The sequence below is a fragment of the Pseudomonas sp. NPDC087690 genome (assembly GCF_044743175.1).
Taxonomy (GTDB): domain Bacteria; phylum Pseudomonadota; class Gammaproteobacteria; order Pseudomonadales; family Pseudomonadaceae; genus Aquipseudomonas.
The window spans coordinates 19,726-41,037 of record NZ_JBIUVX010000009.1; the positions used below are offsets into that span (position 1 = coordinate 19,726).

The following is a 21,312-nucleotide window of genomic DNA, read 5'->3' on the forward strand; positions in this document are numbered from 1 at the left end:
CTGGCTTCGCTGCCGACCATCAAGCTGGCCCTGGAAAAAGGCGCGGCCGTGATGGTCTGCTCGCACCTTGGCCGTCCGACCGAAGGCGAGTTCTCCGCCGAGAACAGCCTCAAGCCTGTCGCTGACTACCTGAGCAAAGCGCTGGGCCGTGAAGTGCCGCTCGTGGCTGATTACCTCGGTGGCGTTGACGTCAAGGCCGGCGACATCGTGCTGTTCGAAAACGTGCGCTTCAACAAAGGCGAGAAAAAGAACGCTGACGAACTGGCCCAGCAATATGCCGCCCTGTGCGACGTGTTCGTGATGGACGCGTTCGGCACCGCTCACCGCGCTGAAGGTTCGACTCACGGCGTGGCCAAGTTCGCCAAAGTTGCTGCGGCTGGCCCGCTGCTGGCCGCTGAACTGGACGCACTGGGCAAAGCCCTCGGCGCGCCGGCTCAGCCAATGGCGGCCATCGTTGCCGGCTCCAAGGTATCGACCAAACTCGACGTGCTGAACAGCCTGAGCCAGATCTGCGATCAACTGATCGTCGGCGGCGGCATCGCTAACACCTTCCTCGCGGCCGCCGGTCACCCGGTTGGCAAGTCGCTGTACGAACCGGACCTGCTCGACACCGCACGCGCCATCGCTGCCAAAGTCAGCGTGCCGCTGCCGGTTGACGTCGTGGTTGCCAAGGAATTCGCTGAAACCGCCGAAGCTACCGTCAAGCTGATCGCTGACGTCGCGGCTGACGACATGATTCTGGACATCGGCCCGCAAACCGCAGCCAACTTCGCCGAACTGCTGAAATCGTCGAAAACCATTCTGTGGAACGGTCCGGTCGGCGTGTTCGAATTCGACCAGTTCGGCAACGGCACCAAAGTGCTGGCCCAGGCCATCGCGGAAAGCTCGGCGTTCTCCATCGCTGGCGGTGGCGACACCCTGGCCGCTATCGATAAATATGGTGTGGCTGAGCAAATCTCCTACATTTCCACCGGTGGTGGCGCGTTCCTCGAATTCGTCGAGGGCAAAGTGCTGCCAGCCGTTGAAGTCCTGGAAAGCCGGGCCAAGGCCTGAGGCCGCCCGTTTGGCCAGGCAAAGGAGTGTTCACATGGTCAAGTCGTTAGCGCTGTTGTTGCTGACCGGTACGCTGGCGGCCTGCGGGAGTAACCCGAAGGCCGAGGCCACGCCGGCGCCGAGCGAGTCGCAGAAGGGCTGTTATCAAGCCGACTGGCAGGCCGAAACCAACCCGGTGCTGAACAAGCGCTCGGGACCGGACGGCCTGGAGAAATACGAGACGCAAACCCCGGCCAAGGAACATGGTTGTCCTTGACGGGTCTGACTCTTTAACTCAAGGCTGGCGGCGTGTGCCGTCAGTCGAGGAACACGGATGAAAGGCTTGATCGCCATTGCGGCGTTGGCATTGTTGGGCGGTTGCGCGCAGTTGAACCTGTTTCAGTCGTCCGCCCCGGCGGATAGCTGGACGACCTGGACCTGCGACAGCCAGGCCAAAGTGCTCTGGCGTTACGCCGACGCCGGCCAGAAGGAAGTCGACGTTCGCCTCGGCGGCGGTGATCAGGTCTATCGCCTGAAAGAAGAGCCGGGCGCCTCGGGCACGCTGTACAGCGACGGCATGCTGGCGTTTCACGTCAAGGGTGAGGAAGGCCTGGTGTACTGGGTCGCCACCAATGACCTGATCGGCCGCGGCTGCAAAGCGCAGTAATTGACACACCACAGGCCCATTGTAGGAGTGAGCCTGCTCGCGATAGCGGTATGACAGTCGCTGCAATATTGACTGCAAGATGGCTATCGCGAGCAGGCTCACTCCTACAGGGGTTCTGCGCAGTTCTGAAGAATTGGCTTTATCGAATCACCAGACCGGGCCTCAACCCCCGATCTGCAATCACTTGAATAGCCGCCGCCGCTCCGGCAGGCTGGCACGATTAACGACCCTCAACCGGGAGAGACACACACAATGGCACTTATCAGCATGCGCCAGATGTTGGACCACGCAGCCGAATTCGGCTACGGCGTTCCAGCCTTCAACGTCAACAACCTTGAGCAGATGCGCGCCATCATGGAAGCCGCTGACAAGACTGACTCCCCGGTGATCGTCCAGGCTTCGGCCGGCGCTCGCAAATACGCCGGCGCGCCTTTCCTGCGTCACCTGATCCTGGCCGCGATCGAAGAATTCCCGCACATCCCGGTGTGCATGCACCAGGACCACGGCACCAGCCCTGATGTCTGCCAGCGCTCGATCCAACTGGGCTTCAGCTCGGTGATGATGGACGGCTCGCTGGGCGAAGACGGCAAGACCCCGACCGACTACGACTACAACGTCCGCGTTACCCAGCAAACCGTGGCCATGGCGCACGCCTGCGGCGTTTCGGTAGAAGGCGAGCTGGGCTGCCTGGGTTCGCTGGAAACCGGCATGGCCGGTGAAGAAGACGGCATCGGCGCCGAAGGCGTTCTGGATCACAGCCAAATGCTGACCGACCCGGAAGAAGCCGCTGACTTCGTCAAACGCACCCAGGTCGATGCCTTGGCCATCGCCATCGGCACCAGCCACGGCGCCTACAAGTTCACCAAGCCACCTACCGGTGACGTGCTGGCAATCGACCGCATCAAGGAAATCCACAAGCGCATCCCGAACACCCACTTGGTGATGCACGGTTCGTCCTCGGTGCCACAAGAGTGGCTGGCGATCATTAACCAGTACGGCGGCGACATCAAAGAAACTTACGGCGTACCGGTTGAAGAAATCGTCGAAGGCATCAAGCACGGCGTGCGCAAGGTCAACATCGACACCGACCTGCGTCTGGCATCCACCGGCGCCATGCGTCGCCTGATGGCCACCAACCCGAGCGAATTCGACCCACGTAAATTCTTCGGCGCGACTGTTACTGCAATGCGTGACGTGTGTATCGCTCGTTATGAAGCGTTCGGTACTGCCGGTAATGCATCGAAGATCAAACCGATCTCGCTGGAAGCGATGTATCAGCGTTATCTGAAGGGTGAGTTGAACGCCAAGGTTAACTAAGCCTGAGTGTTGGACCGCTGATTCAAGAAACCCGCCGAGAGGCGGGTTTTTTTGTGGGCGGGTTGTAGGCAAAGTGCTTGTCCTACAGATATTGGCGTTCGGAGTGATTATTCCGACAGCTCGCGTCGGTTGTCCGTCGGAAGTGGGATAGATAGGCTCTGGGGATCGCTGAATTCAGCGATCGGACGTCGCAGTCCGTTCAGCTCACTTGGTGCATAATCGCCACCCCAAACCGCAACGCCTCGGTGTTTGTGTTTGGTCGATGGTGGCTGTGCGCGGAATACCCTCGGGTATGCCGGATTTCCAAGTGATCCGGTCTGCGACCCCGCGTACAGCTACCTCCCTCCGTCGCGTCGCAGCGATCAGTGGCAGCTCAATGCATCACTTGGAGTTTCACGATGATCAAACCAACACCCAATCCGCCTGAAGGCGATTGCACATCCCCGTACGAATCCCTCGATTCAAGAAAGCTCCACGACGCCGCCGAGCGTGCGCCTCGATCACTACCTTGAACCGAACGTCACTGCCCTGAAGTTCCACAAGCCCAGCACGATGTTTCAGGTTGCTCCTGACATGGATAACGAAAGCCTGTTGGCCCACGCCTGCGAATCACTGGCTTCGGCGAGCATCATGACCAGCGATATTGCGGCGTATGTCGATATCTCGCAGCGGCATACGATTCTGGCGATTCAGCAGATCATCATGCTGGCTGAGCTGGCGGTAAATCGGGTGCTGGATAATGTGAAAGTGACGCAGTCTGTAATACCCAGCTGACCCCCTGTAGGAGTGAGCCTGCTCGCGATTGCGGTGGATCAGTCAGCACTGATGCTGGATGTTGGTCCGTCATCGCGAGCAGGCTCACTCCTACAGTTGGATCGGATGTGAACCTTAGGAAATTAGGTGACTTTGAGGCCGTCATCGTTGGCAAGCCAACTCCCACAGGGGGGGCTCGGCGAAGTTATTTATCGTGATCGATGTCGAGTTTGGAGAAGGTTACCTGGCCACCTTCACTGGTGTACCCGGTATTGTCCTGCACATAAACCCCGGCCTTGAAGTACAACGGCTTGTTACGCCACGTCGCGCTGATCTGTGAATCCCACTGATAACCCGCCGCACTGACACCCAACGCACCGCCAGGACTCAGGTGAATAAGGTAGTTGAATTCGCGATCCAGTTTGATCCCGGTAGCCAGGGTGATGACGCGGCTTTCGTCATCATCCGGGTGCATGCGGACTTTGATCACCAGGTTGCCGGTCTCGGTTTTGGTCTTGTATTGATATTCGAGTTTGACCATCGGTTTCTGGCTTTCATAAGCGTGAATCTGGCCGATGACGATTTTGCCGGAACTGGGCACTTTGTTGACTGTAACCGTCGCGCGCAGCAGGTTATCGGCATCCGGGTAATACCAGTTGCGCAGCGTGCCGTTGCTATAGGTCTCCCGCAGTTCGGTGCGCGGGTAGATGGCGTTTTCGGTTTTTGACCCGGTAACCGGTGACCAGAAGAACAAGGTACCTGTGTCGGAATGGAAGTATTGATCTTTGAAGCCGTTCACCAGTTTGGAGGTTTCGACGGTGTATGGCGGGCTGCCAACGGGAACGCTGAGGTTCCAGGTTGCGAGATCGATCATGTCGGTTCTTCCACTCAAGTTTCACTGCACGTACGTGCCAGAAGCTCTAGCCCGCACGTTTTGGGGCGGCCTTTATAAGCGTTGAGGGATTTTTTGTTAACGCCCGTTTGGCAGATGATTGACGTCAACATCCTGTCGAAATGCCATCTTTCCCGGTTTCAGGGGGCTGCAGAGATGACCGTTAGTCGGCTAAACAAGACTTTGGTTAAATGATGGCCTGATGACAGCTATTGCTTTCGCCGATCCCGGACTAGAGTGAACGCTCAGTATGTGTACGGTTTTGACCGGAACCGGCCTGAAGTCCCGACAAGAGAAGCAGCATGGAATGCGCGCAATCCCAGCCAGGTGAAGGCAACTCTGTCCTTTTGATCGTTGATGATTACCCTGAAAATCTGATCAGCATGCGCGCGTTGCTGCAGCGTCAGGATTGGCAGGTCATCACCGCTGCCTCCGGTTTCGAGGCGCTCAGCCTGTTGCTGGAGCACGACGTCGACCTGGTGCTGCTGGATGTGCAGATGCCCGGCATGGACGGCTTCGAAGTCGCGCGATTGATGCGCGGCAGCCAGCGCACACGTCTGACCCCGATCATTTTCCTCACCGCCAACGAGCAGTCCCAGGATGCCGTGATCAAGGGCTATGCCAGTGGGGCGGTGGATTACCTGTTCAAACCGTTTGATCCGCAGATTCTCAAACCGAAAGTGCAGGCATTGCTGGAGCACCAGCGTAACCGCCGGGCCTTGCAGCGTTTGAGTCATGATCTGGAAGTCGCTCGAGCCTTCAATGCCTCGGTATTGGATAACGCCGCCGAGGGGATTCTGGTGGTCGGTGAGGACGGCCTGATCCGCTTTGCCAATCCGGCAATTTCGCGTCTGCTCAATGCGCCGGTAAAGGAGCTGGAGGGTAAGGAGTTTCTCGATTACCTGCAGAAACCGCATGTTCCGTTGTGGGCCGATTCCGATTTTTACGCCAGCTACAAACGTGGCGAAACGTTAAGACTGCACGACGCATTATTGCGCACCGCGCCCGGCCAGCAGGTGCCAGTGGCTTTGTCCTGCGCGGCGCTACCCACAGAACAACATGCGATGGTGGTCACGGTTCTCGACATGTCGGTAGTGCGTCACCTGCACCAACAGCTTGAGTTTCAAGCCGTGACCGATCCGCTGACCGGTTTGCTCAACCGCCGCGGCTTCTACCAGACCGTGGAAAACCTGCTGCTGCGCGGTGAACGCAGTGACAGCAGTTGGGTGCTGTTGTATCTGGATCTCGACGGCTTCAAACGGGTTAACGATTCCCTTGGTCATGATGCCGGCGACCGTGTGTTGCGTTGGGTTTCCGAGCAATTGAAGGCGTGTCTGCGGCCGTTCGACATACTCGCGCGCATGGGCGGTGATGAATTCACCGCGTTGCTGGATCTGGAGTTCCCGGAGCAGGCAGCGAAGATCGCCGAGAAACTCATCGAACGCGTGTCGATCTGTCAGCAAATCGAAGGGCTGGATATCGCCCTGGGCGCGAGCATCGGCATTGCCACGTATCCGGATTGCGGTTCGAACCTCGACGGTTTGCTGCGTGCGTCGGACATTGCCATGTACGAAGCCAAGCGCGCCGGGCGTCAGCAATATCGCTTCTACGATCATGAAATGAATGGTCGCGCCCGTTCGCGCCTGATGCTCGAAGAAAGCGTGCGCACGGCCATCGAAAACCGCGATTTCAACTTGGTGTATCAGCCACAGGTGGCGATCGACACGGGGCAGATACGCGGGTTTGAAGCGTTGTTGCGCTGGCAGCATCCGAGTGTCGGCGATGTTCCACCGGGCCTGTTCCTGCCGTTGCTGGAAGAAGCGCGGTTGATCAGTCGGCTCGGTAGCTGGATCTATCATCGCGGCGCCGGCCAGCGCAAAGCCTGGGAAACCTTGTTTGCCGAGGACCTGGTGCTCGGCGTGAGCTTGAGCAACACCCAGTTCAGCCTGCCGAATCTGGTCAGCGAGTTGCGCCAGGTCATGGAACGACACGCGCTGCAGCCTCGTCAGCTGGAGGTCGAAGTCACCGAAGAAGCGCTGATGCAAAATCCCGATGAAACGCGCAAACAGTTGCGTCTGCTGCGTAATCTCGGGGTGCGCGTGGCGCTGGATGACTTCGGTTCCGGGCCGTGTTCGCTGGCACATCTGCGCGATCTGGAGCTCGATACGCTGAAAATTGATCGCCATCTCATTGCGCGATTGCCGGACTCGAAACGCGACGCCTCACTGGTCAGCACGGTCATCAGTCTGTGCAAGGAATACGGTTTGCTGGTGATTGCCGAAGGGGTGGAAACCATCGAGCAATACCAATGGCTGCAAGCCCACGGCTGCGAGTACGTGCAGGGCTTCCTCGTGGCGCGGCCATTGGTCGCCGAGGATGCAGCCAGCTTCGCCGAACCGTTTGACTGGAGCGCGCTGCCCGGTTGAATTCGCTACACTGGCGCACCTTTTTTGAACCGTGTCGCCAGTCCATGACAGTGTTGAAGTACCTCCAGGCCTATCCCGCGCAATTGCAGGATCAGGTGCGCCAACTGATCGCTGAAGGGCGCCTGGGCGATTACCTGACTCAGCGTTATCCGGGGCGGCACGATGTGCAGAGCGACAAGGCGCTGTACAGCTACGCGCTGGACCTGAAGCAGGAATACCTGCGTAACGCGCCGGCCATCGACAAGGTGCTGTTCGACAACCGCCTCGACCTGACCCATCGCGCTTTGGGCCTGCACACTACGGTGTCGCGAGTGCAGGGCGGCAAGCTCAAGGCCAAGAAAGAGATTCGTATCGCTTCGTTGTTCAAGGAGGCTGCGCCGGACTTTCTGAAAATGATCGTCGTGCATGAACTGGCGCACTTCAAAGAGTCGGATCACAACAAGGCGTTTTATAAATTGTGCGAGCACATGCTGCCGGGGTATCACCAGATCGAGTTCGATCTGCGGGTGTACCTGACGTGGCGGGATATGCAGGCTTAACCGTACGCAACCAGGAAGGTGGGGATGGACGTCAGCAAGACCAAAAGCAGTTTCTACCGCCGCTTGTATGTGGCGTACCTGATCGACAGCGGTCTGGCGCCGAGTGTGCCGACCCTGACTGACGTCACCGGCATGCCCCGGCGCACGGCGCAGGACACGATTGCCGCGTTGGCCGATCTGGACATCGTCTGTGAATTCGAGCAGGAAGAGGGCGCGCGCAATCATGCGGGGCGCTATCGGATTCGCGAGTGGGGGGCGATTGATCGGGGATGGATCGAGAGGAATTTGCGGCAGATCAAGGCAGTGCTTGAGTATCCCTGAAGAGCCCCTCACCCTAACCCTCTCCCGGAGGGAGAGGGGACTGATTGGGGGATATTGGAGAGGTACGCCGACCTGAAAGTGTTGCTGTGAATCCATAATCGACTTGGTTTTTCAGGTCGGCGGATAGCGCGGCACAACTCGGTCAGTCCCCTCTCCCTCCGGGAGAGGGCTAGGGTGAGGGGCTTTTCAGGCGCGACGCATGCCGATGTGCGGAATGTCATCCTCCAGATACTCCTCACCCGCCACAACAAACCCGTACCTGCCGTAATACCCCTGCAAATGCGCCTGCGCCGACAGATAGATCGGCACCTGTGGCCAATGCTTCTCGGCCTGTTTCAACGCCTGCTCCATCATTTCGTGCCCCAGCCCTTTGCCGCGACCCGCAGGTGCAGTCAGCACCCGGCCGATCACCACGTCTCCGCCTTGGGATTGCGGATCCAGCAGGCGCAGGTAGGCCATCAACTGATCATCTTCCCAACCCATCAGGTGATAGGTATCGCCTTCCAGATCCTGACCGTCGAGGTCCGGATAGGCGCATTTCTGTTCGACGACGAACACGTCCGAGCGCAGTTTCAACAGCGCGTACAGCTGCTCCTTGCCCAGATCACTGTGATGTTTGCAGACCCATTCGATTGTCATGTGCCGATTCCTTGAACGTGTCGCCCGATACTAAGCGTCTACGGCAAAGATGTCTTTATGGCGTAAGAGTCTGTGACAAAGGTCAAAATGCCATCATTCCTTTCTCGCACGGATGACTTCTTTGTGTAATCTGCTGGTGAGCGCAGTGCCTTGGCTTCCTTGAGCTAATGTTAGTGCCTGGGTTTCGCCGGTAAGGGGCCTTGGGGTTTTGACTGAAAACACGCTGGGCAGCCCGCCCGCTAAGGATTTTCAAGCATGCCGCGATTGCATCGAGCCTTTGCTTTGATCGGATTGCTCTTGCTGGCTCAGACCGCCGCAGCGGATAAGCTGCGGCTGGTGTTTGATATCTGGCCACCCTTTACCGACGACACCCTGGTCAACGGCGGACTGGCCACCGACATTGTCAGCACCGCGCTGGCCCGGGCCGGTTATGCCAGCGCTTATGAGCAGGTGCCTTGGGCGCGGGCGCTGCTTGGCGTTGGCGAGGGCCGCTACGATGTGTTGGTCAACGCTTGGTACAACGATGAACGGACCAAGCTCGGCCAGTTTTCCGGGGAATACCTGCTCAACCGCATTCGCTTTCTCAAGCGCAAAGACACTCCGCTCGATTACTCCAGCTTGCAACAACTGCACACCTATCCGATTGCTGTGGTGCGCGGTTATGCCTACTCGGCGCCATTCGATGCCGATACCGCGCTGCAGAAAGTCCCTGTGCATAACTTTGCCATGGCTGTGCGCATGCTCGCGGCGGATCGGGTCAAGTTGACGCTGGAGGATGAGTACGTTGCGAAGTATTACCTGGCGCGGGAATCCGCCAAGGTGCGCAATTCGGTGGAGTTCTTGCCCAAGCCGTTGAGTGAGAACAGCCTGCATATATTGGTCAGTCTGAAGAATCCTCAGCATGAGCAGATTGTTGCGGGGTTTGATAAGGCGATTGCGGCGATGAAGGCGGATGGGAGTTATGACAAGTTGCTTCGCCAGCATGGGATGTGAGGGGTGATCCAGAATCTTCTGTGTGGCAGATGTCGCTATCGCGAGCAGGCTCACTCCTACAATTTGGAATGCGTTCCCCTGTAGGAGTGAGCCTGCTCGCGATGACGCCCTGTCAACCGCCGCTGATTTCTGAGGTGTCCTTGATCAGATGCGCCGCCAACGTGCGCAATGGCCCCAACTGCCGGCAGATCAACGCCAATTGCGTCTGCACCAACCGCTGCCCTTCATCAATCTCATCGGGCATCTGCTCCAGCTCATTGGCCAGCGCTTCTTCTTCATCACTCTGAATCGCCACCGGCTCTTTGCTCGCCAGTCCCTGAGCGATTTCATCAATGCTCGTTGCCAGTTTCACCCCGGCGCCGTCAATCAACTGCTCCCGCACCTCAGCCGGCAATTGGGTCTCGCGATGCGCACCCAGCCCTGACAGATAACTCAACAGCGTGTGCGACAACACCAGAAAGCGGAATCCAACATCCGCTTCCTTACGGAAATGCCCCGGCTCCATCAGCATGTTTGCCAGTGTCGTCGACAGCGCGGCATCGGCGTTGTGCGCATTGCGCCGGGCCAAGCGATAGGCGAGGTCGTCGCTCTTGCCGGCGGCGTATTGCTGCATGATCTGGCGCAGGTAGATGCTGTTGCAGGTCAGGGTGTTGGCCAGCACTTTGTTCAGGCGCCGGCCCTGCCAGTCCGGCAGGAACAGGAACACTGTCAGCCCGGCAATCAGGCTGCCGAGCAAAGTATCGAACAACCGTGGCAGGAACAGTCCGTAACCGTCGCCGACCTGGTTGAAGCAGAACAGCACCATGATGGTGATCGCCGCCGTCGCCAGGGTGTAGCGGGTGGTGCGGTTGGTAAAGAACACCACGCCGGCAGCGATGGCGAAACACGACTGCACCAACGGGCTCGGGAACAGATCGAACAGCGCCCACGCCACGGTCAGGCCGATGGCAGTACCGAAAATCCGCTGACCGAGTTTGCGTCGTGTCGCGCCGTAGTTTGGCTGGCACACGAACAGGGTGGTGAGGATGATCCAGTAACCCTGCGATGGGTGAATCAAGTGCACCATGCCGTAGCCGATACTCAGCGCCAGCGGCAGACGTAAGGCGTGACGGAACAGCAGTGAGGTCGGCGTCAGTTGCGTGCGCAGACGAATCCAGACGTCCTTGAGGTTGCGCGGTGAGCGGTCGAGCAGGCTGCTGTCGGTCGCATCGGCCAAGGCGTCGGGGTTGCTGGCGTCGCTGAGCAAACGGTCGAGGGTGCCGAGGTTGGCCGCCAGTGCGCGCAGCGAACGCAGCAGCCCGCGCCAGGCCGGGTTGCTCTGGATGCGCAGATGTTCGAGGGAGGCATCGAGGTCGCTCAGGGCTTCGGCGAAACTCGCGTCGTAAATGAACGGCTGGCGCATCTGGATCGACTCGGCCAGCGCCCGGCAGGCCTTGCCTTGCTGGCGCAACAGGCGCTGGCAGCGGAACAGCACGTCACTGTGAAAGAACGCGTCGGCCAGCGCGTTGTACGGATAGTGCGAAGAACTGGCGCGTTCGTGGATGTCCTGAGCGAGGAAGTACAGCTTCAGGTAACGGCTGACTTTCGAGCCGGGGCGGCCGTTGCCGACGCGGTGCAGGATGATTTCCTTGGCACTGTTCAGCGCAGCGACCACGCGACCGTTTTGCTGAGCCAGTTCCAGGCGCCGGGCTTCGACGTCCATCTGCCGGATCGGCTCGAACAGCGAGGATTTCAGCTTCAGGTAAAAACCCAGCTCACGGAATAATCGCGCCAGACTTTGCTGCACCGGCTGATTGGAAAACAGCGCCTGCCACAGCACCGAGAGCAAGCCGTACCACGCCGCACCGGCGACCAGCAGCATCGGTTCGTGCCAGAAATCGGTGACCGCGCCGCCGCGCTGATCAACGCCGATCATCGTGTACACCGACAGAATCAGCGTCGCCGAAGCAATCGCGCCATAACGCTCGCCGAGAGCGCCGAGCATGGTCAGGCCGAAACTGGCCAGCGCCAGGGCAATGGCAAACACGATGGGGTAGGGGAAGAGCAATTCCACCGACAGCGCGGCGATGCTGAAGCACACCAGCGTCACGGCGAGGGCGTTGAGGCGGCCCTGCCAACTGTCGTCGGTTTCGGCCAGGGCGCTGGCGATAATCCCCAGGAACAACGGGATCAGCAGGCCCATTTCATCCTGATACCAACACAGCGCCATGCTGCCGGTCAGGGCGATGAACACCCGCACGCTGTAGCTGAATTTATCCAGCGCCCACAGGCGCCGCAAAGACTGACGAAACGAGGTCGAGGACATGAAGTGCGAAGGCCTTCCGAGGCGATGCCGCTAAATTGAGCCAGTAATGACGCCGACGCAATGGCGCCGATCACATCTGACAGCAAAAAGTGTTCCTTTGAGATCTTGTGTAGAACTAAATCTTGAATTGGGCACGGAACCCTGTGGGAGCTGGCTTGCCAGCGATGGCTGCATGACAGTCAACAATGATGTTGGATCTGCCGGCCTCATCGCTGGCAAGCCAGCTCCCACAGGTTTTTGTATTTAGCTTTGAATTAAGCGTATTGCGCGGCCGCGTAGCCGGAGGCCCAGGCCCACTGGAAGTTGAAACCGCCCAAGTGGCCGGTGACATCGAGCACTTCGCCGATAAAGTACAGGCCAGGGCTTTTCAGCGATTCCATGGTTTTCGATGACACTTCGCGGGTATCGACGCCACCGAGTGTTACCTCGGCTGTGCGATAACCTTCAGTCCCCGCCGGCACGACTTTCCAGCTGCCGAGCTTGTCGGCAATCTCAGCCAATTCGGCATGGGTGTACTGCTTCATCGGCTTGGACACAAACCAGTTGTCCGCCAGCAGATTGGCCATCTTCTTGGTGAAGATCTCACCCAGCAGGGTTTTCAATTCGCTGTTCGGGCGTTCGGCCACTTGCTGTTGCAACCAGCTCGCCGCGTCGTGATCCGGCAGCAGGTTGATTTTCACCGTGTCACCGGATTCCCAGAACGACGAGATCTGCAAAATCGCCGGGCCGCTAAGGCCACGGTGAGTGAACAGGATGTTCTCGCGAAAGCTCTGATCGTTGCAGCTGACCAGACAATCCACCGACGTCCCGGACAGCTCGGTGCACAGTTCCTTGAGCTGATCGGTGATGGTAAACGGCACCAGCCCGGCGCGGGTCGGCAGCAATTCATGGCCGAACTGCTTGGCGACTTGATAACCAAAACCGGTCGCTCCGAGCGTCGGGATCGACAGGCCACCGGTGGCAATCACCAGCGACTGGCACTGGATCTGGCCGAGGGTGGTGTCGAGCAGGTAACCGTTCTCGACTTTCTCGATGGTCTGGATCGAGGTATCCAGGTGCAGCTCGACGCCGGCCTGATCGCACTCGGTCAGGAGCATTTCAAGAATGTCGCTGGATTTGTTATCGCAGAACAACTGGCCGAGTTTCTTCTCGTGGTACGGCACGGCGTGCTTGCCGACCATGCCGATGAAATCCCACTGGGTGTAACGCGCCAGTGCGGATTTGCAGAAATGCGGGTTCTGCGAGAGGAAATTGCTCGGCTCGGTGTACATGTTGGTGAAATTGCAGCGGCCACCGCCCGACATCAGGATTTTCTTGCCGGCCTTGTTCGCATGGTCGAGCAGCAACACCTGACGCCCACGCCCGGCGGCGGTCAGTGCACACATCAACCCAGCGGCGCCAGCGCCAATGATCACGACTTCGGTAGAGCGCAAAACGGTGTCCTCTGAAATGTCACCACAAAACGAACTGTAGGAGCTGCCGCAGGCTGCGATCTTTTGATCTTGCTCTTTAAAAACAAAGTCAAAAGATCGCAGCCTGCGGCAGCTCCTACAGGGGAGTTACGTTGTTCTTACAGGATGCGGACGCGCAGCGAACGGCCCTTGATCTTGCCGTCGTTCAAGCGCTGCAAGGCCTGCATGGCCACGGTGCGGTCAACGGCCACATAAGCCTGGAAGTCGAAGATCGCGATCTTGCCCACCTGCGCACCCGGAATGCCGGCATCGCCAGTCAATGCACCGAGAATGTCGCCCGGACGCACCTTGTCTTTACGGCCAGCGCCGATGCACAGCGTGGTCATCGGCGGCTGCAGCGGCGCGAGGCCCTGGGACTTGAGGTTATCGACCTGATCCCAGTTCAGCGGCGATTTCTGCAGTTGTTCGATGGCCTGTGCACGGTGCGCTTCGCCCGGAGCAACCAGGCTGATCGCGATGCCTTTCTCGCCAGCACGACCGGTACGGCCAACGCGGTGAATGTGGATTTCCGAATCGCGGGCCAGTTCGACGTTGATCACCATGTCTAGCGCATCGATGTCCAGACCACGGGCGGCCACGTCGGTGGCAACCAGTACCGATGTACTGCGGTTGGCGAACATCGCCAGTACCTGATCGCGGTCGCGTTGTTCCAGGTCGCCGTGCAGGCCGACGGCGGAAATGCCCTTGGCGGTCAGGTGATCAACGGTTTCCTGAACCTGCTGCTTGGTGAAGCAGAACGCCACGCAGGAGGCCGGACGGAAGTGGTGCAGGACTTTGGTCACTGCGCTCATGCGATCTTCCGGGGAAATCTCGTAGAAACGCTGCTCGATCTGCGTGTCATCGTGGAACGCTTCGGCTTTCACCGTTTGCGGATCACGCATGAATTTCGACGCCAGTTGCTTGATGCCCACCGGGTAAGTGGCGGAGAACAGCAGGGTCTGACGGCGCTCCGGGGTTTTGACGATGATGTCTTCGATGGCGTCGTAGAAACCCATGTCGAGCATGCGGTCGGCTTCGTCGAGGATCAGCGTGTTCAGGCCATCGAGGACCAGCGAACCCTTGCGCAGGTGCTGCTGAATGCGGCCCGGGGTGCCGACGATGATGTGCGCGCCGTGCTCCAGCGAAGCGATCTGCGGGCCAAACGACACGCCGCCGCACAGGGTCAGGACCTTGATGTTGTCTTCGGCACGGGCCAGACGACGGATTTCCTTGGCGACCTGGTCGGCCAGCTCGCGCGTCGGGCAGATTACCAGTGCCTGGCAACCGAAGTAGCGCGGGTTGATCGGGTTGAGCAGGCCGATGCCGAAGGCGGCGGTCTTGCCGCTGCCGGTCTTGGCCTGGGCGATCAGGTCCATCCCCTTGAGGATCACCGGCAAGCTCTGCGCCTGGATCGGCGTCATCTGGGCATAACCGAGGGATTCGAGGTTAGCCAGCATGGCGGCGGACAGCGGCAGAGTATTAAAAGCGGTGGCGATGGTGGTCACGGGACTGGCCTGCAAAACAAAATGTCGCGCAGTGTAGCAGCCCCGTGCCACTTTCTTCGAAAGTTCTGGACGAACAGTGGTTAATGTTCGATGTGTTCTTGCGGGCGTTTGGCGCGGCGGCCGTCTTCTTTCGATAGCTGCGAGAAGATCGTCGCGGCGAGCATCGCCATGATGCCGACGGTGACAAAAGTCAGCTGGAACGCGCCGAGCACGGTTTCCACGCCATCGTTACCGACCTCTGCTGTAAACCCGCCGAGCAACGCACCGGCGCACGCCACGCCCAGACTCAACGACAACTGCGCCACCACCGAGAGCAAACTGTTGCCACTGCTGGCGCTCGCGTCATCGAGGTCGATCAGGGTCACGGTGTTCATCGCCGTGAACTGCAGCGAGTTGATCGCGCCCAGCACTGCCAGCAGGCACAGCAGCAGCCAGTACGGCGTCTGCTCACTGACCAGACCCATGCTCGCCAGCATGATCCCCAGTGCCAAGGTGTTGCCGGTGAGGACGATGCGATAGCCCAGACGCTCGATCAGCGGCCGTGCCACCCACTTGGCGATCATCGCCGCCGCCGCCAGCGGCAGCATGCTCATCCCCGCTTGCGACGGCGAATAACCCAGCGCCACTTGCAGCAGCAACGGCACCAGAAACGGCAGTGCACCGCTGCCCAGACGCGCGAACAGGTTGCCCAGAATGCCAACGGCAAACGTGCGGGTCTTGAACAGCGAGGGCGCGAACAGCGGGTTCTCAATGTGCCCGGCGCGCAACCAGTACGCCGCCAGACAGGCCATGCCGCCGAACAGCAGCAACATCACGCGCAGGTGCGGCAAGTGCAATTCGCCGAGGCCTTCCATGGCGATGGTGATGAGGATCATCGCCGCGCCGAACAGCAGGAAGCCGAGGCTATCGAAACGTGTGCGCTCAGTGCCGCGCAGGTCGGGAATGAATTTCCACACCGCGTAGCAACCGATGACGCCGACCGGCAGGTTGATCAGGAAGATCCAGTGCCACGTCAGGTATTCGACCATCCAGCCGCCCATGGTCGGACCGATCAGCGGGCCGAGCAGACCGGGGATAGTGATGAAGCCCATGATCCGCACCAGTTCGGAGCGCGGATAAGCGCGCAGTACCACCAGTCGCCCGACCGGCAGCATCAACGCACCGCCCAGACCCTGAATGACCCGGGCGCCGATCAGCATGCTCAGGCTGCTCGACAGCGCGCAGAGCAGTGAACCGAAACTGAACAGCAGAATCGCGCCGAAGAAGATTTTCTTGGTGCCGAAGCGGTCGGCGATCCAGCCCGAGGCGGGAATCAGCAAGGCCACGGTGAGCATGTAAGCGATGATCACACCCTGCATGCGCAGCGGGTCTTCGGCGAGATCGCGAGCCATGGCTGGCAGCGCGGTGTTGAGGATGGTCCCGTCGAGGGACTGCATGAAGAAAGCGATAGCGACGACCCACGGCAACCAGCGGGCGGTGATGGCGTCGAGAGGCGGGCGGTTGGGCATGGAACCTCTTGTTGTCTGTTTGATGATCGTTCCCACGCTCTGCGTGGGAATGCCTCAACGGACGCTCCGCGTCCGCTTTTGGCTGGGACGCAGAGCGTCCCCCGGCTGCATTCCCACGCAGAGCGTGGGAACGATCGCCGTCAGAGGGTCAGGGTTAAACGGCTGACCAGTGCCCCCGGCAGCAACGCCGACGAGGTATTGCGCTGGCTATACGTACTCGCCGACAGCAGCAACTCGCGCTCGGCGGTCAACGCTTCCAGCTGCGAACCGAGCAGGCTGTAAGCGCTGTCGTCAAAACGCATGGTGCTGACCGGCGCCTGGATCTCGCCGTTTTCGACCCAGAAGGTCGCGAAGCGGGTCATGCCGGTCATGCGCGCCGCCGGTTGATCCGAGAAGTTCAGGTACCACAGGTTGCTGATGTACAACCCGGTGCCCAACTGCTTGAGGATCTCCGCTTGGGACAGATCACCGGCCGCCATGTTCAACGCACTCGGCGATTCACCGCCGCTGGCGCCGTTGGCAGTCAGGCCGTATTCGGCAGCACTGCGCGAGCCGACCAGTTGATCGCCAGCCTTGCCTTCGACGATCAGCCGCAGATCGCTGCGTGGATAACCTTCGCCGGAAAACGCCGGGCTCAGCGATTCGCTGACTTTCTCGTCCAGCGACAGCAGCGGACTGAACGCCTGATCGCCGACATACAGCTTCTGCAACGGGCTGCTCTTGCTGGCGATCGACTGCGCCGAGAAACCGCCCCAGCTCAACATGCCCATGATTTCTTCCAGCGCCGCCGGTGCCAGGTACGCGCGGTATTGCCCCGGTGCCAACGTGCGCAGCGGGCGGCCGAGAAACTCCAGTTGCTCACGTGCCTGAGCAAAGCGCTTGGCAAAACCCTCGCTGCTCCAGTCATGCCCGGCGTAGCTGGCCTTAACCGCTTCACCGTTGTCGTGGAACAGGCTGAAATCGAAGTTGAAGCTGTTGGCCTGATGCCAGCCAAACGCCCCCGAAGAGCTGGCGAAACCACGGCTGATCGGGCCCGCAGCATAAAAGCCGACCAGATCCAGACCTTCAGCGGCGGCGCAGATTTCATCGACAACCTGCTCAGTGTCCGGCAGCGGATGCTCCTGCACGTTCTGGCTTTGCCAGCCGTTGTGGTTGAGTAGCAGATACGGATCCTGTGGCAGCAGCGGCAGGGTTTCGCGCAGTTGCTGCAGGCCTTCGGCGAGGCGTTGCAGATCGCCTTCCTGATCCCCGGACAGGGTGACCTGCAGGTCGGCGTGACGCCCGTCGTTGATCAGTTTCAGAACGATGTTGGCCTGCTGCACTTGCCCGGCCTGGCGCACCTTGGCGTGGTTGAAACGCACGAACGCCGAAGACTCGGCGGCATAGCTGAGGGTGAACTGTTCCGGCTCGCGCACGCTGTCGCGCAGCCAATTGACCATGACCTTGAAGGCGTCGGACTGACTCTTCGAAATGCTCATCAGGCGTCTCCCCCAAACACATCAACGTTGCTGAATACGCAGGCCGGCGAAGCGTGGCCGACGCGGATCACCTGGTTCGGTTCGCCCTTGCCGCAGTTCGGCGTGCCCAGCACCTTGACGGTGTTGGCGTCGCCGACGGCGCGCAGGCTTTTCCAGAAGTGCGCGGAAATCGCCCGGTAGTTCGGGTTTTTTACCACGCCTTTCAGTTCGCCGTTTTCGATCAACTGGCCCCATTCACAGCCGAACTGGAATTTGTTGCGCGCATCGTCGATCGACCACGAACGGTTGGTGCTCATCAGGATGCCGTGCTCGATGCCTTCGATCAGTTTGTTCAGTGGCTGATCGCCCGGTTCGATATTGAGGTTGGCCATGCGGTCGATCGGCGCGCGGTTCCAGCCGCAGGCGCGGCTGTTGGCGACGCCTTCCATCCCGGCACGATATTGCGACAGCGCACCGCCCAGCGGACGCAGCAACAGGCCATCGCGGATCAGGAATTGTTTGCTCGCTTTGCTGCCGTCGTCATCGTGGCCATAGCTGGCGAGTTCTTCGGGGATGCCCGGGTCGAACGTCACGTTGAGCAGTTTCGAGCCGTATTGCAGGCTGCCGAAGTCGCTCGCTTTGACGAAACTGGTGCCGGCGTAATTGCGCTCGTCGCCGAGGATGCGGTCGAGTTCCAACGGATGGCCGATGGATTCGTGGATCTGCAGCATCATCTGATCCGGCATCAACAGCAGGTCGCGCGGGCCTTGCGGGGTGTTCGGTGCGAGCAGCAGTTGCAACGCTTGATCAGCAACTTGCGGGCCGGCGCCGATCAGGCCACAACGGCTGATCACGTCAGCGCCGCCCTGTTGGCCGAAGTTCTCGCGGCCGAGGCTACGGGTCTGGCTGTCGTTGCCGTCGTAGGCGGTGACGTCGAGGCTTGGGTAAACGAAGCGCTGGGCCTGGCGCAATTCGGCCCCCGCGCTGCTCAGGTAGATCTGTTCGACCTGGGTAATGCCAATGCTCACTTGCCAATTCACCAGGCGCTCATCCTTTGGCACCGAGGCGGATTCCGCGCCGAGCAGCTCGAAGCATTCGCTCAGGGACGGAAAGGGTTGTTCGAGATTGGGCGAAAGGTAATCAGCGCGATCGCTGGACACCGGCTGATCGCGCAGGTCGAGCAAGGCGTGCGGCTTCAGGCGGCGGGCCTGAATCTCAGCGCGTTCGAGGGCGGCTTGCAGACCTTGTTGCGACAGGTCGTTGGTGGCCGCGTAGGCCTCAACACCGTTGACGCGAACGGTGAGCATCGCGCCTTCGTCACGGCTCAGGCTCGGCGGTTCGGCGACGTTCTTGCGCACCGACAGGTACTGCCCGGACTCGCGTACATACCGCAGGGAAAAGAACTCAGCGCCCGTGCGCAAGGCAGCGAAGCGCTGCTTGAGCTGGGGGTGGAAATCGAACATTCGGGAACCTCCTTGTCAGGGGGAAGCGGTAGAGCAGCGGCGGGGAGGGGGTGAAACGGTTGCGCGAGGTCTAGAGTAGGCCTGCGTGGGGGTAGGATCAAGTGAAGAGGGGGTGTAGGGGGATTTACTGTGCAGCGAGGGAATTTGTGCTGAATGCTAGGGCCTCATCGCGAGCAGGCTCACTCCTACAGATCCTTGTAGGAGTGAGCCTGCTCGCGATCAGCCTTGATACGGTGTAACTGAATTACTGAGCAGCAGGCGTGATATCACGCATCGGCTTGCCCTTCACCGGCGCATCGCCCGCAACGTAGTACGGCGCGGTGCTGCGCGGCAGCGGCTGACGACCACGGATCTTGTCGGCGATTTTCTCGGCGATCATGATCGTCGGTGCGTTCAGGTTACCGGTGGTGATGATCGGCATGATCGAGGCATCGACCACACGCAGGCTCTGCATGCCGTGCACGCGACCTTCGCCATCGACCACAGCCATTTCGTCGGTGCCCATCTTGCACGAGCAGGACGGGTGGAACGCGGTTTCGGCGTGCTCACGGATGAACTTGTCCAGCTGCTCATCGGTTTGCACTTCGATGCCCGGGCTGATTTCGCGGCCACGGAAAGCGTCCAGCGCAGGCTGCTGCATGATTTCACGGGTCAGGCGGATGCCGTCGCGGAATTCTTGCCAGTCCTGCTCGGTGGCCATGTAGTTGAACAGGATGCTCGGGTGCTGGCGCGGGTCTTTCGACTTGGCCTGGATGCGACCACGGCTTGGCGAGCGCATGGAACCCATGTGCGCCTGGAAACCGTGCTCTTTCACACCGTTGCTGCCGTTGTAGTTAATCGCCACCGGCAGGAAGTGGTACTGAATGTTCGGCCATTCGAATTCCGGACGCGAACGGATGAAACCGCCGGCTTCGAACTGGTTGCTGGCGCCGATACCGGTGCCGTTGAACAGCCACTCGGCACCGATGGCTGGCTGGTTGTACCAGAGCAGCGACGGGTACAGCGACACCGGTTGGGTGCACGCGTATTGCAGGTACAGCTCAAGGTGATCCTGCAGGTTTTCACCAACGCCCGGCAGATCGTGAACCACCGGGATGTCGAGGGACTTCAGCAGTTCGGCAGGGCCGACACCGGAGCGCTGCAGAATCTGCGGCGAAGCGATGGCGCCGGAGCACAGCAGGACTTCTTTACGGGCTTTGGCTTCAACGCGCTCTTCAGCGTCGCCGACCAGGTAACGCACGCCAACGGCACGCTTGCCTTCGAACAGAATCTTGTCGGTCAGGGCGTGGGTGACGATGGTCAGGGTCGAACGCTTCTTGGCGACGTCGAGGTAGCCACGGGCGGTGGATGCACGACGGCCGTTCGGCGTCACGGTGCGGTCCATCGGGCCGAAGCCTTCCTGTTGATAACCGTTCAAGTCTTCGGTGCGCGGGTAACCGGCCTGCACGCCAGCTTCAACCATGGCGTGGAACAGCGGGTTGTTGCCAGCCTTCGGCGTGGTCACGCTGACCGGGCCTTCGCCACCGTGGTAATCGTTCGGGCCGATGTCGCGGGTTTCGGCTTTGCGGAAATACGGCAGGCAGTCGAGATAGGACCAGTTTTCCAGGCCCGGCAGTTTCGCCCAGCCGTCGTAGTCCATCGCGTTACCGCGGATGTAGCACATGCCGTTGATCAGCGAGGAACCGCCGAGGCCTTTGCCGCGACCGCATTCCATCCGGCGACCGTCCATGTGTGGCTCGGCGTCGGTTTCGTAAGCCCAGTTGTAGCGACGACCTTGCAGCGGGAACGCCAGAGCGGCCGGCATTTGCGTGCGGAAGTCGAGACGGTAATCCGGGCCGCCTGCTTCGAGCAGCAGAACGGTGACGCCGGCGTCTTCAGTCAGACGGGTCGCCAGGGTGTTACCGGCCGAGCCGGCACCGATGATGATGTAATCGAATTCTTGGGACATTGAATGCACCCTCTTTGATAGTGGTCAGGTCGGACCTTGGCGAGTGCTGTGCACTCGAATCGCTGGCAAGCCAGCTCCCACAGGGGTTGGGGGCTG

General features: G+C 60.1%; 17 protein-coding genes and 1 pseudogene. 9 read left to right on the top strand and 9 right to left on the bottom strand.

Going from position 1 to position 21,312, the window contains the following annotated elements:
* The 5 genes and pseudogenes from ACIPIZ_RS12615 to ACIPIZ_RS12635 form a co-directional block, all read left to right on the top strand.
* On the top strand, nucleotides 1–1,053 hold a 1,053-nt coding region (locus ACIPIZ_RS12615; RefSeq protein ID WP_401165540.1), incomplete at its 5' end, for a phosphoglycerate kinase.
* A gap of 34 nt (nucleotides 1,054–1,087) precedes the next feature.
* The gene (locus ACIPIZ_RS12620) at nucleotides 1,088–1,309 is read left to right on the top strand and encodes a hypothetical protein (protein WP_064119176.1); all 222 of its coding nucleotides are present in this window, start codon (nucleotides 1,088–1,090) and stop codon (nucleotides 1,307–1,309) included.
* 57 nt (nucleotides 1,310–1,366) lie between these two features.
* Nucleotides 1,367–1,699, top strand: coding sequence for an MliC family protein (locus ACIPIZ_RS12625; RefSeq protein ID WP_105709354.1), 333 nt, complete (start codon nucleotides 1,367–1,369; stop codon nucleotides 1,697–1,699).
* A gap of 252 nt (nucleotides 1,700–1,951) precedes the next feature.
* On the top strand, nucleotides 1,952–3,016 hold the full coding sequence (gene fba / locus ACIPIZ_RS12630; protein WP_008081027.1) for a class II fructose-bisphosphate aldolase: 1,065 nt from the start codon (nucleotides 1,952–1,954) through the stop codon (nucleotides 3,014–3,016).
* 398 nt (nucleotides 3,017–3,414) lie between these two features.
* A pseudogene (locus ACIPIZ_RS12635) lies at nucleotides 3,415–3,790 on the top strand (DUF6124 family protein).
* A 184-nt stretch (nucleotides 3,791–3,974) separates the two neighbouring features.
* Here ACIPIZ_RS12635 and ACIPIZ_RS12640 read toward each other — a convergent pair.
* A complete protein-coding gene (locus ACIPIZ_RS12640) occupies nucleotides 3,975–4,643 on the bottom strand; it encodes a polysaccharide lyase family 7 protein (RefSeq protein ID WP_064388123.1) in 669 nt (222 codons plus the stop codon).
* A 320-nt stretch (nucleotides 4,644–4,963) separates the two neighbouring features.
* Between ACIPIZ_RS12640 and ACIPIZ_RS12645 the strand changes: the two genes are divergently transcribed.
* From ACIPIZ_RS12645 to ACIPIZ_RS12655, 3 genes are read left to right on the top strand one after another with little or no spacing between them, the layout of a single operon-like run.
* The gene (locus ACIPIZ_RS12645; protein WP_064388124.1) at nucleotides 4,964–7,087 is read left to right on the top strand and encodes a bifunctional diguanylate cyclase/phosphodiesterase; all 2,124 of its coding nucleotides are present in this window, start codon (nucleotides 4,964–4,966) and stop codon (nucleotides 7,085–7,087) included.
* A gap of 44 nt (nucleotides 7,088–7,131) precedes the next feature.
* Nucleotides 7,132–7,626: a M48 family metallopeptidase gene (locus ACIPIZ_RS12650; protein WP_064388231.1), complete on the top strand. Its 495-nt coding sequence runs from the start codon at nucleotides 7,132–7,134 to the stop codon at nucleotides 7,624–7,626.
* A gap of 24 nt (nucleotides 7,627–7,650) precedes the next feature.
* Nucleotides 7,651–7,947, top strand: coding sequence for a helix-turn-helix domain-containing protein (locus ACIPIZ_RS12655; protein WP_008081019.1), 297 nt, complete (start codon nucleotides 7,651–7,653; stop codon nucleotides 7,945–7,947).
* Between the two features lie 186 nt (nucleotides 7,948–8,133).
* On the opposite strand, the gene ACIPIZ_RS12660 is transcribed toward ACIPIZ_RS12655, so the two are convergent.
* Nucleotides 8,134–8,586 carry a GNAT family N-acetyltransferase gene (locus ACIPIZ_RS12660; RefSeq protein ID WP_064388125.1) on the bottom strand — a complete coding sequence of 151 codons (453 nt, stop codon included), beginning with the start codon at nucleotides 8,584–8,586 and terminating at the stop codon, nucleotides 8,134–8,136.
* A 255-nt stretch (nucleotides 8,587–8,841) separates the two neighbouring features.
* Here ACIPIZ_RS12660 and ACIPIZ_RS12665 point away from each other — a divergent pair, with 255 nt between their 5' ends.
* Nucleotides 8,842–9,579: an ABC transporter substrate-binding protein gene (locus ACIPIZ_RS12665; protein ID WP_105709356.1), complete on the top strand. Its 738-nt coding sequence runs from the start codon at nucleotides 8,842–8,844 to the stop codon at nucleotides 9,577–9,579.
* 112 nt (nucleotides 9,580–9,691) lie between these two features.
* Here the strand turns inward: ACIPIZ_RS12665 and yccS are convergent, their stop codons facing one another.
* The 7 genes from yccS to betA all read right to left on the bottom strand — a co-directional run bounded on the left by yccS (nucleotide 9,692) and on the right by betA (nucleotide 21,216).
* A complete protein-coding gene (yccS, locus tag ACIPIZ_RS12670; RefSeq protein ID WP_064388127.1) occupies nucleotides 9,692–11,884 on the bottom strand; it encodes a YccS family putative transporter in 2,193 nt (730 codons plus the stop codon).
* Between the two features lie 254 nt (nucleotides 11,885–12,138).
* A complete protein-coding gene (locus ACIPIZ_RS12675) occupies nucleotides 12,139–13,317 on the bottom strand; it encodes an NAD(P)/FAD-dependent oxidoreductase (RefSeq protein WP_122855221.1) in 1,179 nt (392 codons plus the stop codon).
* A gap of 137 nt (nucleotides 13,318–13,454) precedes the next feature.
* Nucleotides 13,455–14,792 carry an ATP-dependent RNA helicase DbpA gene (dbpA, locus tag ACIPIZ_RS12680; protein WP_230669476.1) on the bottom strand — a complete coding sequence of 446 codons (1,338 nt, stop codon included), beginning with the start codon at nucleotides 14,790–14,792 and terminating at the stop codon, nucleotides 13,455–13,457.
* A gap of 128 nt (nucleotides 14,793–14,920) precedes the next feature.
* On the bottom strand, nucleotides 14,921–16,348 hold the full coding sequence (gene mdtD / locus ACIPIZ_RS12685; protein WP_105709358.1) for a multidrug transporter subunit MdtD: 1,428 nt from the start codon (nucleotides 16,346–16,348) through the stop codon (nucleotides 14,921–14,923).
* Between the two features lie 140 nt (nucleotides 16,349–16,488).
* Nucleotides 16,489–17,826, bottom strand: coding sequence for a TldD/PmbA family protein (locus tag ACIPIZ_RS12690; protein ID WP_064388131.1), 1,338 nt, complete (start codon nucleotides 17,824–17,826; stop codon nucleotides 16,489–16,491).
* Nucleotides 17,826–19,268, bottom strand: a complete 1,443-nt coding sequence (locus ACIPIZ_RS12695) for a TldD/PmbA family protein (RefSeq protein ID WP_064388132.1) — start codon at nucleotides 19,266–19,268, stop codon at nucleotides 17,826–17,828. Before ACIPIZ_RS12695 ends, ACIPIZ_RS12690 begins: the two co-directional genes overlap by 1 nt.
* Before the next feature lie 244 nt (nucleotides 19,269–19,512).
* A complete protein-coding gene (betA, locus tag ACIPIZ_RS12700; protein ID WP_064388133.1) occupies nucleotides 19,513–21,216 on the bottom strand; it encodes a choline dehydrogenase in 1,704 nt (567 codons plus the stop codon).
* Nucleotides 21,217–21,312: the final 96 nt, after the last annotated feature.